The 14,930-nt window shown below is 68.1% G+C and carries 6 protein-coding genes and 2 pseudogenes; 5 read left to right on the top strand and 3 right to left on the bottom strand.

Annotated features, from left to right (window positions below; translation table 11 throughout):
• The first annotated feature begins 135 nt into the window (after positions 1 to 135).
• A complete protein-coding gene (locus EHS43_RS19900) occupies positions 136 to 6,879 on the top strand; it encodes a DEAD/DEAH box helicase (protein ID WP_125192118.1) in 6,744 nt (2,247 codons plus the stop codon).
• Complete coding sequence (locus tag EHS43_RS19895) at positions 6,876 to 9,188, top strand: UvrD-helicase domain-containing protein (RefSeq protein ID WP_125192117.1); 2,313 nt, start codon at positions 6,876 to 6,878, stop codon at positions 9,186 to 9,188. The genes EHS43_RS19900 and EHS43_RS19895 overlap by 4 nt, the downstream gene beginning before the upstream one ends.
• Before the next feature lie 32 nt (positions 9,189 to 9,220).
• On the opposite strand, the gene EHS43_RS19890 is transcribed toward EHS43_RS19895, so the two are convergent.
• Both EHS43_RS19890 and EHS43_RS19885 read right to left on the bottom strand, forming a co-directional pair.
• Positions 9,221 to 10,279, bottom strand: coding sequence for a hypothetical protein (locus EHS43_RS19890; protein ID WP_125192116.1), 1,059 nt, complete (start codon positions 10,277 to 10,279; stop codon positions 9,221 to 9,223).
• Positions 10,280 to 10,486: 207 nt separating this feature from the next.
• The gene (locus tag EHS43_RS19885; protein WP_125192115.1) at positions 10,487 to 11,767 is read right to left on the bottom strand and encodes an IS256 family transposase; all 1,281 of its coding nucleotides are present in this window, start codon (positions 11,765 to 11,767) and stop codon (positions 10,487 to 10,489) included.
• A gap of 155 nt (positions 11,768 to 11,922) precedes the next feature.
• Between EHS43_RS19885 and EHS43_RS19880 the strand changes: the two are divergent.
• The 3 genes and pseudogenes from EHS43_RS19880 to EHS43_RS19870 form a co-directional block, all read left to right on the top strand.
• Positions 11,923 to 12,315 (top strand): annotated as a pseudogene (locus tag EHS43_RS19880) (transposase); the annotation flags it as partial.
• A gap of 83 nt (positions 12,316 to 12,398) precedes the next feature.
• A complete protein-coding gene (locus EHS43_RS19875; protein ID WP_125192114.1) occupies positions 12,399 to 12,674 on the top strand; it encodes a hypothetical protein in 276 nt (91 codons plus the stop codon).
• Positions 12,674 to 13,072, top strand: coding sequence for a hypothetical protein (locus tag EHS43_RS19870; RefSeq protein WP_125192113.1), 399 nt, complete (start codon positions 12,674 to 12,676; stop codon positions 13,070 to 13,072). The genes EHS43_RS19875 and EHS43_RS19870 overlap by 1 nt, the downstream gene beginning before the upstream one ends.
• A 118-nt stretch (positions 13,073 to 13,190) precedes the next feature.
• Here EHS43_RS19870 and EHS43_RS19865 read toward each other — a convergent pair.
• A pseudogene (locus EHS43_RS19865) lies at positions 13,191 to 14,696 on the bottom strand (ISL3 family transposase).
• Positions 14,697 to 14,930: the final 234 nt, after the last annotated feature.

The following is a 14,930-nucleotide window of genomic DNA, read 5'->3' as shown; positions in this document are numbered from 1 at the left end:
CGGCTACACCCTCCCCTTCCACAGGGCGGACCGCGAGCAAGAGATGCGTGAGGCGCACGCCTACTTCAAGCAGAGGCTCGACGAAGCGGTCGCCGATGGCAAGTGGGACCCGGTGAAGCAGGAGGTACCGAACCCGTGAGGCCGACTCTCCAGGCGCGCGGGCTCAAGGAGAGCCTGCTGCAGTACCTGTCGACGACGTACGCACTCACCGACGAGGGCGCCCGAGAAGCCCTGCATCGGTTCCTCGGGGACGAGACGTCGGGGATGTTCCGGGGCCCGTACCTCCGCATCCGTACGCCCTTCACGACGGCCGACGACAGCTGGCGTGAACACCTTGAATGGCAGCGCGAGGGATTCACGCCGTATGCCCACCAGGCCCTCGCCTTCGCCCGGTTGACCTCCGCCAACGGGCACACCCCGCAGCCGACCCTTGTCACGACCGGCACGGGCTCGGGCAAGACGGAGTCCTTCCTCTACCCGGTACTCGACCACTGCCGCCGGCAGCGCGAGGCCGGGAAGACCGGGGTCAAGGCGGTCTTCCTGTACCCGATGAACGCGCTTGCCACCGACCAGGCGCAGCGCATAAACGACCTGCTCACGCAGAACGAGGCCGGGCTCGGCAAGCTGTGGGCGGGGCTGTACATCGGGGACCGTGCGGCGACCAAGTACGAGAGGGTACGCACCCGGCGATCCGACATGCAGCTGTCGCCGCCGGACATCCTGATCACCAACTACAAAATGCTGGACCTGCTGCTGCAGCGTGAGGACGACGCCCCGCTGTGGCAGGGGGCGGACATCCGGTACGTGGTGGTCGACGAGTTCCACACGTATGACGGCGCTCAGGGCACCGACGTGGCCATGCTGCTGCGGCGGCTCGCCTCTGCCGTCGGGGTGTCCGAAGAGGGGCGCCCGCTCGGGTCCATTTGCCCGGTGGCGACCTCCGCGACGCTCGCGTCGGGGACGGACGACGACGGCATGGCGCGGCTGCTCGACGTGGCCACCGATGTCTTCGGCACCGAGTTCACGGCGGAGTCCATCGTCGGGGAGAACCGGCTGTCGGTCGAGGAGTTCGTTCCGCTCACGGACGTCAAGATGCAGGGCCTTCCCACGCCGGACGAGATGCTGGCGCTGCCCGATCCTGCCTCCGGCGACGAGGCTCTGCTCGACCTCATCGAGTCCGTGACCGGCATCCGCGACAAGGATCCGCTCCTCCTCGGCGAGAACCTGAAGCGACACCTGTTCACCCGAGCCGTGATGCAGGCGCTGGACGGTGAGGTAAAGAACAGCGCCGAGGTGCTGGACGTCATGTGGCGCGCCGGTGCGGCCGGTTGGGCCGAGGCGGTGGCACGGCAGCCGGAGAAAGCGGCCGAGGCGCTGGCCAGGTTCGTGGCGTTGTTGTCGTACGCGCGGGATCCGAAGTCGCCGCCGGGGGAGCCTCGGCCGTTCGTGCATGTCGAGGTGCACCAGTGGGCCCGGTCAGTGTCGAGGCTGCTGCGTGGCGTACTGCCGTGGCCGAAGGCGGAGTTCCGCTGGGACGCTGCCGGGTTGGCCGACGCGAGCGCGAGTGACAGCGGGCGTCCGGCTCCCGTGACGACGGCGACCTCGGGGCAGAACGCCAACCTCTTTCTGCCGGCCGTCTACTGCCGTGACTGCGGGCGGTCGGGCTGGGCGGTGTTCTCCCCAGAGAGCGATGACCACGACGTCCAGTTCGACACCTTCAAGATCCGGCGTGCCTCGCTCGGCCAGGACAAGGCGCGCGTGCGGAACCTGATCGCGGCGACGGAGCGGGAGGCGCGGGAAGGATCCGGCGCGGCGCCCATGGCTGGTGGGGGCAGGGGTACGAACGGTGCCTCGGCAGGGCAGGGAGCCGGCGGGCTACTCATGGTGCTCGACGGCGCGCGTAAGCGGCTGCGGCTGCCCGACCCCCTCAACGACTACGACAAGAACACCAAGGAGCCGCGGCTTACGGCCCGCGACTCGGCGTTCGTGCTGGTTCACTTCGGTGGCACCGTCGCCAACACCGCGGCTCGAGAGGACTGGTGCCCAGCGTGCGGTGAGCGCAACGCGATCCGCTTCCTGGGTACCGGGTCTGCGGCGATGGCCGCGGCTTCGATCACGCAGCTGTTCACGGGTGGGGAGCTCGACAGGGAGCTGCACGAGAACAAGACGCTGATGTTCAACGACTCGGTGCAGGATGCCGCGCACCGGGCCGGGTTCGTTGCGAACCGGTCGTACACGTTCTCGCTGCGCGCGCTACTGGTCAAGCACCTGAGCCACGACGAGCCGACCGCGCTCAACGATCTCATCGCGAATGTCGTTGAGGCCACCACGGACAAGGACACGCTCGCTGCCGTCGTGCCACCCGACCTGCACGTCTACAAGGGAGTTGACCGGTTGCTGTCCGGTCAGGGTCGTGGCGGCAGCATGCCGGTGTGGCGGCTGATCGGGCAGCGGCTCGCCTTCGAGGCGCTGATGGAGTTCGGGTTCAGGTCCCGAAACGGTCGTACGTTGGAGCTGACCCGTACCGCCGCCGCGCACGTGCGGATCGACAACACGGCGGCCGTGGTTGCGTTGGTCCGGCGGATCCATGAGGAGTGTGTGCGCGACGGGGTGCCGTTGGTCGCCCAGGACGATGCCCGCTACCTGGCGTTCGTACGGATCTTCCTGGAGCGGCTGCGGACGCGTGGCGCGGTCGCACACAAGTGGCTGAACAAGTACATGGACGAGGCGGGTACCAGCCGGTACTTCGTCTGGGGCGGGCGCGAGCCAGGGATGAAGGCTTTCCCCAAGCGGGTGGCCGCCCCGGTGTTCCTGCTCAATCAGCCCAAGAACGGCAGCGAGTTCGACTTCGCCACCGGCCGGCTCTCCTGGTACGAGCGGTGGGCCGGCCGCTGCCTGGAGCTACCGCGTGAGCTGGCACCGGAGTTCTGGTCGAAGCTGCTGCCCGAATTGGCCGCTCTAGGACTGCTGTCGGTACGCACTCCGCAGGACACGTCGCTGCGGGTCTACGGGCTCAAGCCGGGCAACATCGAGGCCCGGCTGCTGGACGACGAACAGGTGCGGCACGCCTATGTGCGCTGCCCGGTGTGTTTCTGGGAGCAGACGGTGCATCCGTCGCTGCTGGACCAGTGGCACGAGCAGCCCTGCCCCTCGTACCGCTGCCGCCGGGGCCGTCTGGTCGCCGGCGACCGACCCGAGGGGCTCGGAGTCCACCACCGCGACCGGGACTACACCCGCGACTACTACCGGAGCCTCTACCGCCGGGCTGGCACCTATCAGGTGGTCACCGCCGAGCACACCGGCATGCTCACCCGCCCGCAGCGCGAGCAGGTCGAGCAGGCCTTCAAGCGGCGTGAGGGGTTCAAAGACCCGAATGTGCTGTCCTGCACGCCGACGCTGGAGATGGGCATCGACATCGGTGACCTGTCGGCGGTGGTGCTGGCCGCGCTGCCGCGCCGCTCGGCCTCGTACGCCCAACAGGTCGGGCGAGCTGGACGCCGTACGGGCAACGCGTTCCTGCTGACCATCCCGGACCGCAGGCGCCGGGACCTGTACTTCCTGGAGCGTCCCAAGGACCTGATCGCGGGCACGATCGTACCCCCGGGCTGTTACCTGTCGGCCATCGAAATCCTGCGCCGCCAGTACCTGGCCCATCTGCTCGACCACGCCGCCGCCGGGCGGCTGGTGCGTGCAGACGGGATCGTGCTGCGGGCCCTGCCGCACAAGGCGCCGCGCCTGTTCGGCCCGTCGGGGTATCTCGTCGACCTGGTGGAACTGGCCCTCGCCCAGGGTGAAGAACTCGCCAAGCAATTCCTGGAGTTGTTCCCCACCGGTGTCAGCGACCAGGCCAAGGAGGACCTGATCAGGTATGCCACGCACGAACTGCGCGGCAAGGTCGAGGAGGCCGAACGAGAGTGGTTCCGGGGCGAACGCGCCCTGCGGGCCCGGCTGAAGGAGATCGACGAGGCCCACGACGAGCTGCACGACTCCGACCCGGACCAGGCCCGGCAGAAGGCCGAACTCGACGCCGAACGGCGCGGTGTCGGGCGGCGTCTGATGAACCTGGGCGAGACCCCGGCGCAGACCGCGCTGTGCGACCTGGGGCTGCTGCCGAACTACGCCCTGATCGATTCCACGACCGTCCTGTCAGCGACCCTGTACGGCGAGGACGGTGTAGACCCCGAGACGAAGATGACGAAGTACACCTCCGACACCTACGCCTACGAGCGGCCCCGGCGTATCGCGCTGGAGGAACTGGCGCCCGGCAACACCTTCTACGTCAACGGCTACAAGCACCAGATCAGCGGCCTGGAGATCGCCACCGGCGGCAAGCAGGAGTGGCGTACCTGGCGGGTGTGCCCCGGCTGCGGCTACGTCCGCACCGAGAACGCCGCCGAGGACCGCTCACCGTGCCTGCGGTGCAAGACCGCGCACATTGCCGACGACGGCTCGTGCCTGTTCCAGATCGTCGAACCCGCCACCGTTACCTCGCGCGACAAGCGGGAGGACGCCCGGATCCGCGACGACAAGGACGACCGCGACCGCCGTTCCTACGCCGTGGTGGACGCCGTGGATATCCCGGAGGCGGACATCGAACCCGGCTCGTGGCGACACAGGCACCAGACGTTCGGCGTCGACTACTGCCGCCGCGCCGTGATCCGGCGGATCAACGTCGGGCCGGTCCGCTACGACGCCCAGTCCCGTGACGACTTCGCCGGCCACCTGGTGCGGCTCAACCCGTTCCACGTGTGCACGGCGTGCGGCGCGGCCAGCGCCGACGGACAGCCCGTCTTCGACCACGACACCGACGAGCTGGACTCCCTGGCCGCGCGCAGTGGTCGCCTCAAGCACCACCGCCCGTGGTGCCCCTTGCGCCGGGGCAAGAAGACCGGAGCCCGCGAGGAGCCGGTGCTGCTCGCCCACCAGCTGCAGACCGAGGCGCTGCGGGTGCTGATCCCGGCCGCCACCGCGGACGTCGACGCCAAGGTGCACTCCTTCCGGGCCGCACTGCGGCTCGGAGTGGACCTGCACTTCGGAGGCGACCCGCAACACCTGGCCACCACGGTCGCCTCCATGCCGGACACCGGCAGCGGGGAGCGACGCTGGTTCCTCGTCCTCTTCGATTCCCTGCCCGGCGGCACCGGTTACTTGGACCGGCTCACCGACCGGGACGCGTTCCGCGACACCCTCCTGGCGGCGTACGAGACGCTGAAGAACTGCCCGTGCGCCGAGGAACAGCGCCGCGCCTGCCACCGCTGCCTGCACCGCTACACGCCGGAGCCCTTCCAGGACATCGTCTCGCGCCAGTCCGCGCTGACCATGCTGGAGTCCCTGCTGTTCACGAAGGACGGCGAGAACGGATGGGAGATCGACGACGTCGAGCACACCGGGCTCGTCGGCCTCGACGCCCAAGTGGAGTCCGACCTGGAGGCCCGCTTCCTGGCCGCCCTGCGCGACTGGGTGAAGGTCACCGACGACGCGTCTCTGGACGAAGACGGCCACGCCAGCGGCCACCTCCGCTTCACCAGCAGTGCCGGCGAATCCAGCGGCTCCGGTGTGATGCACTGGCGGCTCACCGCCCAGCAGCAACTCCGTGGCACCGTCAGCGACTTCACCTTCACCCGTGTCGACGGCCCCGCCCAGAGCGTCAAGGTTTACCTCGAAGGCTTCCGCTTCCACGCCAGCCGCGAGCACAACCAGATCGCCGCCGACGCAGCCAAGCGCACCCGCCTGCGCGCTGACGGAGAGATCGTCTTCCAGGTCACCTGGGCCGACATCGACCTGTTCGAGAACCGGCCCACCCGCACGAGGCCTGTCTGGCCGCCTTACCGGGGCACTGCGCAGGAGGGAGCTAAGACGGCGTACGAGGAGTACGGCGGGCAGCGCGCCCACTTCGCCGGTGCCGTATTCGCCAACCCCATCGAAACGCTGATCGCCTACTTGCGCGACCCGGACCCCGAGCGCTGGACCCGCCGGGCCCGCGCGCTCGTCACGGGGCTGACGGCCCAGCCCGGCACGACCCCGGTCGCAGCGACCGGACGGCGCAGTGAACTCGTCGCCGCCCTGCGCGGCCAACTGGCCACGTTCTCCGCCGCCGAGCGCCGCGACAAGGCAGTCGTCCCGGACTCCGCTGGCATCGGACCCGTGCATGTCTTCCGTACCCAGGACGACACCGGGTTGCCGATCGTGTTCGCGGTGGACGGTGCCGACGCCGAGAACCTGAAGTGGACCGCGCTCACTGTCCTCGACGACAGCGACGCCGTACTGGACACCGACGAGCACAAGGAACGCTGGCGGTCCTGGCTGTACTGGAGCAACCTCACCCAGTTCCTCTCGTCGGCCGGTGGCGACGGCGTGCAGCTCGCCACCAGCAAAGCCGCAGACTTCGAAGTCGAGGCCCTGGCCGTCTGCGGCGGACTTGGTGAACTCGACTCGCTGCTCGGCGTACCCGTAGCTCCGGTCAAGCCAGCCGATCCGAGCCCGGACGAGGACTCGCCGGCCGAGCAGGCCGTCGCCCGGCTCCTTCGCGACGCCGCCTGGGACGAGGAGATCCTGGACATCCTGCGCGAGGAACCCGTCGAGGCACCCGACCTGCTCCGCCTCGCCGAGCTGCTCGCCGATCGGGGCAAGCGAGCGCCGGTCTTCGGCTACGAGCTGGGCAGCACCAGCCGCTGGCCGGCCGACTTCGCGTGGCACACCTCCGGTGTGAAGATCGCCGTGGTCTCCGCTCCCGCGAGCGAGGACGATGACGAGGCACACCGGCGCGATGCCGCCTACACCGCGGACGGCTGGACCATACGGACCGCGGCCGCATGGCTCGACCATCTCGACGAGCTGATCGCCCAGCTCCCCGACACGGAAGAAGGCACTCCCCGATGACCGCCCGGCTCCGCCTGTACCGCAAGGCCGAACAGGAGCTGTACAAGCTCGACCGCTCGGTGAAGTCGGACTTCTACAACTTCTGCCACCACTTCCGGGACAACCCCGAGCTGCCGGGTCTGCGCAAGAAGCAGCTCAAGGGCGACTCACGTATCTGGTCCGCCCGCGTCAGCAAGGACTACCGTGCTCTGCTGACCCCCACCGGCGTCGACGCGGACGGTATCGAGAGCTGGCTGCTCATCGCCGTCCGGCACCGCAAGGACGTCTATGAAGAGCTTCAGGTAGCCGTCAACCGCGTCACCGGTGAGATCGAGTTTGTCGACCTGTCGGTCGTAGGCCAGAGTGCTCTGCGCAGGGCCGGCATCACGCTGACCCCGGCGGAGCCCGAGCCTGAGGCGAAGCCGCGGGCCGTGGAGCCTGCCCCCGAGCCGGTACCCGCGGCACCGGCCCTGCTGTCCGCGTACGACGCCGGACAGCTGCGCGAGCTCGGCGTCGCGGAACAGCTGATCGAGCTGGCGCTGATCGTGACCACCAGCGAGGAGCTCGACCGGCTCCTGGAGGGTGCCCCGCTGCTGTCGAAGGACGTCCTTTACGGCCTCGCCGCGGGCATGGACATCGACGACGTACGCCGCGAGATCACCGCGCCGGTCGAGCTCGACGAGCGCCCCGACCTCGACGACTTCGCCGCCGCCCTGTCGCGCACGAAGGTGACCACGGTCGACGACGATGTACGTGACGCCATCGAAGAAGGCGACTTCCGCGCCTGGAAGGTCTTCCTTCACCCGACGCAGGAACGGCTGGTCCACCGCCACTACAAAGGCCCCGCCCGGGTTTCCGGCGGCCCTGGCACTGGCAAGACGATCGTCGCCCTGCACCGCGTCAAGCACCTCGCCGAGCAACTGCCTCCCGGTCACAGCAAGCCGATCCTGCTGACCACCTTCACCAAGAACCTCACCACCGATCTGCGGCTCAGGCTCGCCTCCTTGATCGAACCCGAGCTCCTGGCCCGCGTCGACATCGCCCACATCGACCAGCTCGCCGCGCGCGTTCTCGGGGAGAACACCGCCCCCGGCCGCGGCAAGCAGCGCGTGTACGACCACGTGGCCCTCAATGAGATGCGCCAACTACTGGCCGAACTCGACGACCGGCGCTTCGAGCCGGAGTTCCTCCTGGAGGAGTGGGAGCAGGTCATCCTCGGCCAGGCGGTCACCACTCGCTCCGATTACTTCAAGGCCCGCCGGGCCGGCCGTGGCCGGGCGCTGACCCGCCCCGAACGCAACCACGTCTGGAAGCTCATCGAGCAGTTCACCGCCCGCCTCGACAAACTTGGCGTGGAGACCTGGGGCCAGGCCGCCGAGCGCGCCGCCCGCTACGAGATCGAGCGCGCCGCCAAGATCCGGGCCCGCCGCGAGTACAAGGAAGAGATCGGCGGCAAGGACCTCATCCACCGCGACAACAGCTCCGGCATGCGCTACCTCGGCCACCGCTACCGGCACATCGTCGTCGACGAGGCCCAGGACCTGCGCCCCGCGCACTGGAAGATGCTGCGCGCTATGGCCGACCCCGACCTGCCCAACGACCTCTTCATCGCCGGCGACACCCATCAGCGCATCTACGACCACCAGGTCGCCCTCGGCGCCCTCGGCATCAACATCCGCGGCCGAGCCTCCCGCCTGACTCTCAGCTACCGCACGACCAAGGAGATCCTCGCCGAGGCCCTTCGTGTCGTCGAGCCCAAGGAGAACAGCGGGACGATCACCTACGACGATCTCGACGATGGCACCGACAACCTCGCCGGATATCGCTCCGTGCTCCATGGCCCAAAGCCGGGCTTCGTCCCGTACGCGACTTGGGAGGACGAACTCGCTGGTCTCGCGGCCACCTTGACGGCCTGGCGTGCAGAGCTGTCGACCGACGAGAACGGAGCGCCTCTCGATCCCAGCGGCCGGATCGCTGTGTGCGTCGCCGACCGCGACATGGTCAGTCAGACCATGTACTACCTGGCGACGAAGGCGGGCATCACCTGCGCCGAGCTCACCAAGGAAGGCCCCAAGGGCGACGGTGAGATCCACGTGGGCACCATGCACCGCTTCAAGGGCCTGGAGTACCAGCGGCTCGCCATCGTCGGCGCCAGCGACGGCATCATCCCGCGTACCAGCGTGATCGAGCGGTACCGCACCGAGGACCCAGCCCGATACGAGCGCGAACGGCGCAAGGCCCGCTCTCTGCTGTTCGTCGCCGCCACCCGTGCTCGCGACGCCCTCAACATCAGCTGGCACGACAAGCCCAGTCCCTTCCTGCCGATCTGAGGAGCCTGTGGCGCACCTGGGTCGGCAGCCGTTTATGAAGCTCCGGCCCGGGAGAGGGAACTCGGTTCGTAGCGCAGTTGGTAGGAACGTACGCCTGCGCCATTCATGCGGTAGAGCGTGATCGCGGACAGGAACTGCTCCTTGACCTGAACGGTGCGATGGCGTTCCTTCTCCCCAATGCCGCTGATCCATTCCTCGATGTGCTCTGGGAGCTTGAAGGCCAACTCGTAGGCGCCAACCGCGTCTGCCGGTGAAAGCGTCCACTCTGCCGCGGTCCCCGTGCTCCGTCGCCTGAGCCGGACCTTATGGTCGGGCTTTGCCTCGACGTACTCCAGGAACCCTCGGTGATCATCGGCGGCGAGCGGCAGGATGAATGGCGCGGCGGGGAAACCGAGGAGCAACTCCGCGTCGCTGTGCTGCCGGAGCACCGTGGCGAAGTCCTCGATCACGGTGCCAGCGACCTGCTTGAACTTCCCCTCGGGGATGGAGACAGGTGGCAGGTCCAGCGAAGATGTCTCCAGAGCCTTCCGTAGCTGGGATCGCATCCAATTCAGCGGGAATGAAGCCGATTTCGGCAGATGCTGCTGTGCCGCGAACAGACTCGTCGCGGTTGCTCCGATGTGGCCGAGCAGCCAGGCGAAGGAGGCACCCGACAGGTCCACGAGAGAGATCTGGTGGGCGAGCGCGTACTTCTGGGCGTCGGGGGTGAACCCGCTCGCGGAGAACAATGCGTATGAGTATTTGTACCGCTGCCGGGGCCGAGACCCGGCAGCCGTCATGAAGTTCTCGTTCACGTCGTGCACGACACCGTGGGCGTTCCGGACGACCTCCAACTCGCAGCGAGTCTGGTAGTACTTGGCTTCGAGAAACAGCCGCACGGGCATGGAGAACGCCGGCGTGAAGGCGAACTCCCCTAGAACGTCGACCTGGTGGAGCGCGCCCCGCCCTCGGACTCGGAGGGTCTGGCCCTCCGTCACCAACTCGACCGGATCCTGATCTTCGTGGACGAGAAGCCGGTAGCCGCTGAAGCGCAGCAGCCAGGCCAACGACTCTTCCAGTAAGTAGCCCCGCAACGACGAGTCCTTGAGCACCTTTGTGCTCCCTCCCACTGAGCCGATCACGCACAGGCAAACGTGATCATCTCATTCGGGACGCTGGAGGGGACGGTCAAGTGACGAGTCGCTGCGGGTTGGCCACGTCCACGTTGTAGGTGGGGACTCACGCCCCTGAGGCATCAGCGCCGACAGTGCACCCACAGTCGCATCGGAGCACCGGTCACGTCCCGCGGAGTGGTGTAGTCAGGGCAGCTGTTTCGGTTCCGGTTGTGGAGTGATCTGCGGTTCAGGTTCGGCTGGTTTGGTGGTGAAGAGCTCAGCCATGGAGGCTTCGGAGAGGTAGCGGCGGTCGAAGACCTGCCACTCGTCGTGGAGTTCGGCCAGGACCGCGGCGGCGAGCCGGTCCAGGGCGGCGGGGTTGGGGAAGACCTGGACGACGTTGGCCCGTCGTTTGATCTCCCGGTTCAGCCGCTCCAGCGGGTTGGTCGACCAGATCTTCTTCCAGTGCGCCGGCGGGAAGTCAGCGAACGCGGTGATGTCCGTTGCCGCATCCAGCAGCATCGTCTTGACCTGCGGGAACTGCCGTCCGAGCATGTCGGCGACCACGTTCAGCTGAGTGCGGACCTGATCGCCGGTGGTCTGTGCGAAGACGGTGCGGATGGTCGCGGCGACCATCTCCCCGGAGCCCCGCTCGATCACCGAGAACACGTCCCGGACGAAGTGGACCCGGCACCTTTGCCAGGCCGCGCCGAGGAAGACGGTGCGGATCGCGGTCACCAGTCCGCTGTGGCTGTCGGAGATGACCAGCTGGACGTTCTCCAGGCCGCGGGCCCGCAGACTGCGCAGGAACTTCGTCCAGAACGGCTTCGACTCGCTGTCGCCGACCTCCCCCACTCTCGGCTCCGCTCGAGCGGGGGGACCCCCATGCCCGAGGATCTCGCGGTGGCCGGTGGCGGAGATACCGGTGGCGATGACCACGGCCTGGGAGACGATCCGGTGATTCACCCTCGCCTTGCAGTAGGTGGCGTCCAGAAAGACGTAGGGAAAGACGGTGTGGTCCAGCGGCCGTTCCTTGAACGCGGTCAGTTCCTCGTCCAGCTCGCCGCAGATGCGGGAGACCTCGGACTTGGAGATCCCGCTGTCCGCACCAAGTGCTTTGACCAGGTCGTCGACCGAGCGGGTCGAGACACCGTGCACGTATGCCTCCATCACCACGGCGAACAACGCCCGGTCGATCCGTCGCCGGCGTTCCAGCAGCGACGGGAAGAACGACCCGCTCCGCACCTTCGGGATCTTCAGGTCCAGGTCGCCGGCCTGCGTGGTCAGCAGCCTGTCCCGGTGTCCGTTGCGCCAGGTCGTGCGCGTCTGGGAGTGCTCGCGCGGCGCGGCACCGATCACCTCGGTGGCCTCGGCCTCGATCAGCTCCTGCAGGATGCGCTCGCACACCACCCTGATTGCTTCAACTCCATCGGCCCTACGTAGTGACTCAAGCAGTCGCATCAGCTCAGACTGGGACAAGACCATCGCGTGCTCCTCCGGTCGAACTGCCCGTTCACCAGGGAGACTTGCGCGATGGCCTGCCCTTGTTCAGGGAGCATGCACCGCCAGCGGATGCACGCCCCGGGCAGACACCCGCGCGTTCCGGGACCCTGCCCGCCTACACCACTTCATGGGACGCGATCTCGCCGTGGCTCCGCTCGGACGCGCCGTGCTCAGCAGAGCGGCTGTTCTGTCACGTCTATGGCCGCGCGAAGACGGCATCGCAGTTCATTCCGGGCTGGCCCTACTCCTTCGTGGCCGTGCTGGAGCCGGGTGCCACGTCCTGGACCGCGATCCTGGACGCGGTCCGGCTCGGCCCGGCGGACGACGCGACCGCGGTCACGGCCTCCCAGCTGCGGGGTGTCATCGAGCAGCTCATCGCCGCAGGCCAGTGGCAGCCCGGTGGCCCGGACATCGTGATCGTCATGGACGCCGGCTACGACGTCACCCGCCTGGCCTGGGTCCTGCGCGACCTGCCCGTCGAGCTGGTCGGCCGGGTCCGTTCCGACCGCGTCATGCGCCTGCCGAAGCCGCCTCGCGTCCACGACCGGCCGGCGGCTCCACACCACGCCAAAAGTCCTCTACCAGTGGTAGAGGAGGGCGGTAGAGTAGGGGTATGACAGCAGACGAGACGAGCATCAAGGTGAGCACGGCAGCGCGGGACCGGCTCGCCCAGCTGGCGACCGAGCACGGCACCACCATCCGCAGCCTGGTGGAGGACCTCGCACAGGGCACTCCGACCCAGGCCGAGTACGCCGAGCGGGCCGAACTGGCCCGAGCCGAACTCGCTGCCGCCCTCGGCCACGCCCCCAGCCCGGAGGCTGAGGCAAAGGCCCGGGCCCTGCTGGAACGCCTGGGCGCCGCCGCGCACGGCCCGCAGGCGGCCGCGTAGTGGCGTCGATCTCGGTCGTCCTGGACCACACGACCGCCGCCGCCTTGTACGACCCGAAAGATCCGTTCAACGAGGCAGTCGCCGCGTTCTACGTCCAGGCCTCCGGCGGACTCGGCAACCTGTATGCGCCGGTGCTCTCCCTGACCGCCGGCGACGCCGAACGGCCGGGCCTGCTCGGCTACATCAAAGGGCTGCGGTTCATCCGGATCGAGGCGTTCGACACCGACGCCGCGGTCACCGCCACCGAACTGCTGCGCTTCGGGCACTCCTGGGCCGCCGTCCACGCCATACACGCCGCCCGCCCCTCCGCCACCCACCCCAGCGGACGGTTCCTGCTCACCCTGACACCGAAGGCGTACGCGGGCACCGGCGTCCAAGCCGTCCACCCCGACCAGTAACCGTCACCGCTCCCGTCCGCCGCCGTCTGACAGCCGCCCGCAGCGAGGGCTGCGTGAGACTCTCGGGTGTGTCAATATAACGGCCCTGTCTCACATTCGGTGGTGACGGAGCGTGCTGTTATCCGAGGAGGATGCGGTGCCGGAGCAGGGTGAAGCCTGCTCGTCCGTGCATCTGGCGCGCGATCTGTTTGGTCTTAGTGTTGACCCCCTCAGTGGGGCCGTTGCTGTACGAAAGCGTGAGCCCGGCGATCACGGCGTCGATGTCCCGGTCCAGGCCCCGGGTGAAGGCGTGTAGGTGGGGCAGGTCGGCTGTTCGGACTTGGGCGATCCAGTGCGTGAGCGCATCGGTGTTGTCGGTGTGTGGCGTAAGGAGCGGGGCGAAGTCTCTGATACCTGAGGCCAGTTGGGTCATCTCGGGGCAGGCGGCGGTGAGCTTGGCCAGGAGCTCGTGCTGCTCGGGCTTGAGGTTGTCGGGTCTGGTCAGCAGCATCCGGACGAGTCGACGTGGCGAGATATGGCTGCGGTCGGCGTCGGCGCGGCCTTGGTTGATGTACTTGTGCAGAAGGTTCAGGCAGCCCGTGAAGCCGAGGGTCTTGATCTCTTCGAAGAGGTGCTGGACGGGGACGCCGGGATCCTCGGTCCGGCGTTTGCGCAGGTGCTCGCGGTAGGGATCGACCAGGCTGGCACGGTACTTGGGGACGCGGAGCATGCGCTCGGGCCGGTCGGCTCGGGCGTAGCGTTTGACGGTGTTCAGGGCCAGTTACAGGCGACGGGCGCCTTCGAGCAGGCCCACACCCTGGTCGAGCAGGCCATGAACCTGATGCCAGCGTTCCAGGGTGGTCTGAGCGCGGGGCCCGTCGTAGATCGGCACGTCCAGTACGGTGGCCCAGCAGGCACTGTGTGCCTTCACCTCGCTCAGGGCGGCTTCACACAGGTTCTTCCATAAATGCCAGCGATCACCGACTTGCACCGCGTCAGGCAGAGCACGGCGAATGGCCTCGGCGTAGGTGGCTGAGCCGTCGCGGCACACGACCTTCATGCCCGGATGCCCGCGCAGCCACGCTTCCAGCGTGTCGGCCGTGCGGTCGGGCAGCACGTCGATCCGCTCGTGGGTCTCGGCGTCGATCACGACGGTGGCATAGCGGTGCCGCCGGCACAGGGGGAAATCGTCGACGCCGATCACGCGGGGCACCCGCCCGGTGGGCAACGGGATCCGCAGCAGGGCGCGCAGAGCCGTGTGACGGGACAGGCCCACCGCGAGTATCGCCAGCAAACGTGATCCCGCCCGGCCCGCTAACTCTTTGACCACGGCCTTGACCTGCCTGGTCAGACGAGCGGTGCGTCGCTGGTATCGCTCCAGCACCCCGGGCACCTGTTCGCGGAAGGTGTGGCGACAGCCTCGCGTGGGACACACCAGACGCCGCACCCGCACACGGACCACCACCCGTCGCCCGTCGACCGGAACGTCGGCCACCGTCCGCCAGTGATAGCCGTGCACCCGTCCCGACGAGGCCCCGCACACCGGACAGACCGCAGTGTCCAGCGGCGTCCGAGCCCGCACCACGATCCGCTCACCCTCGTCGACCACATCCTCCATGACCAGTGGGGACAGACCCGAAAACACCGTCTGCACAAGCTCGTTGACACCTATCACATGAAGGTCAACGACCCTGACAACTCTCCGTCACCACCGAATGTGAGACAGGGCCGAACGATTTACAGTCCCGCAGACGGGCACGAACACGCTGGGCTTCCGGAAAGGCCTTACCTACGTCCACGCCCACCAGGGCTGTGGGCCTGTGGTGGCTGCTGGGGGGCCGATGATCGGGAGGCGGATGGTGCAGAGCTGGTGGGGGTG

The sequence above is a fragment of the Streptomyces sp. RP5T genome, assembly GCF_003933965.1.
Taxonomy (GTDB): Bacteria; Actinomycetota; Actinomycetes; order Streptomycetales; family Streptomycetaceae; genus Streptomyces.
This window is presented reverse-complemented; position numbering and strand designations above follow the sequence as displayed.

What these genes read in the sequence shown, in the direction of transcription:
- EHS43_RS19895 (WP_125192117.1), top strand. Translation starts at nt 6,876, where the DNA reads ATGACCGCCCGGCTCCGCCTGTACCGCAAGGCCGAACAGGAGCTGTAC.
- EHS43_RS19885 (WP_125192115.1), bottom strand. Translation starts at nt 11,767, where the DNA reads ATGGTCTTGTCCCAGTCTGAGCTGATGCGACTGCTTGAGTCACTACGT.
- EHS43_RS19875 (WP_125192114.1), top strand. Translation starts at nt 12,399, where the DNA reads ATGACAGCAGACGAGACGAGCATCAAGGTGAGCACGGCAGCGCGGGAC.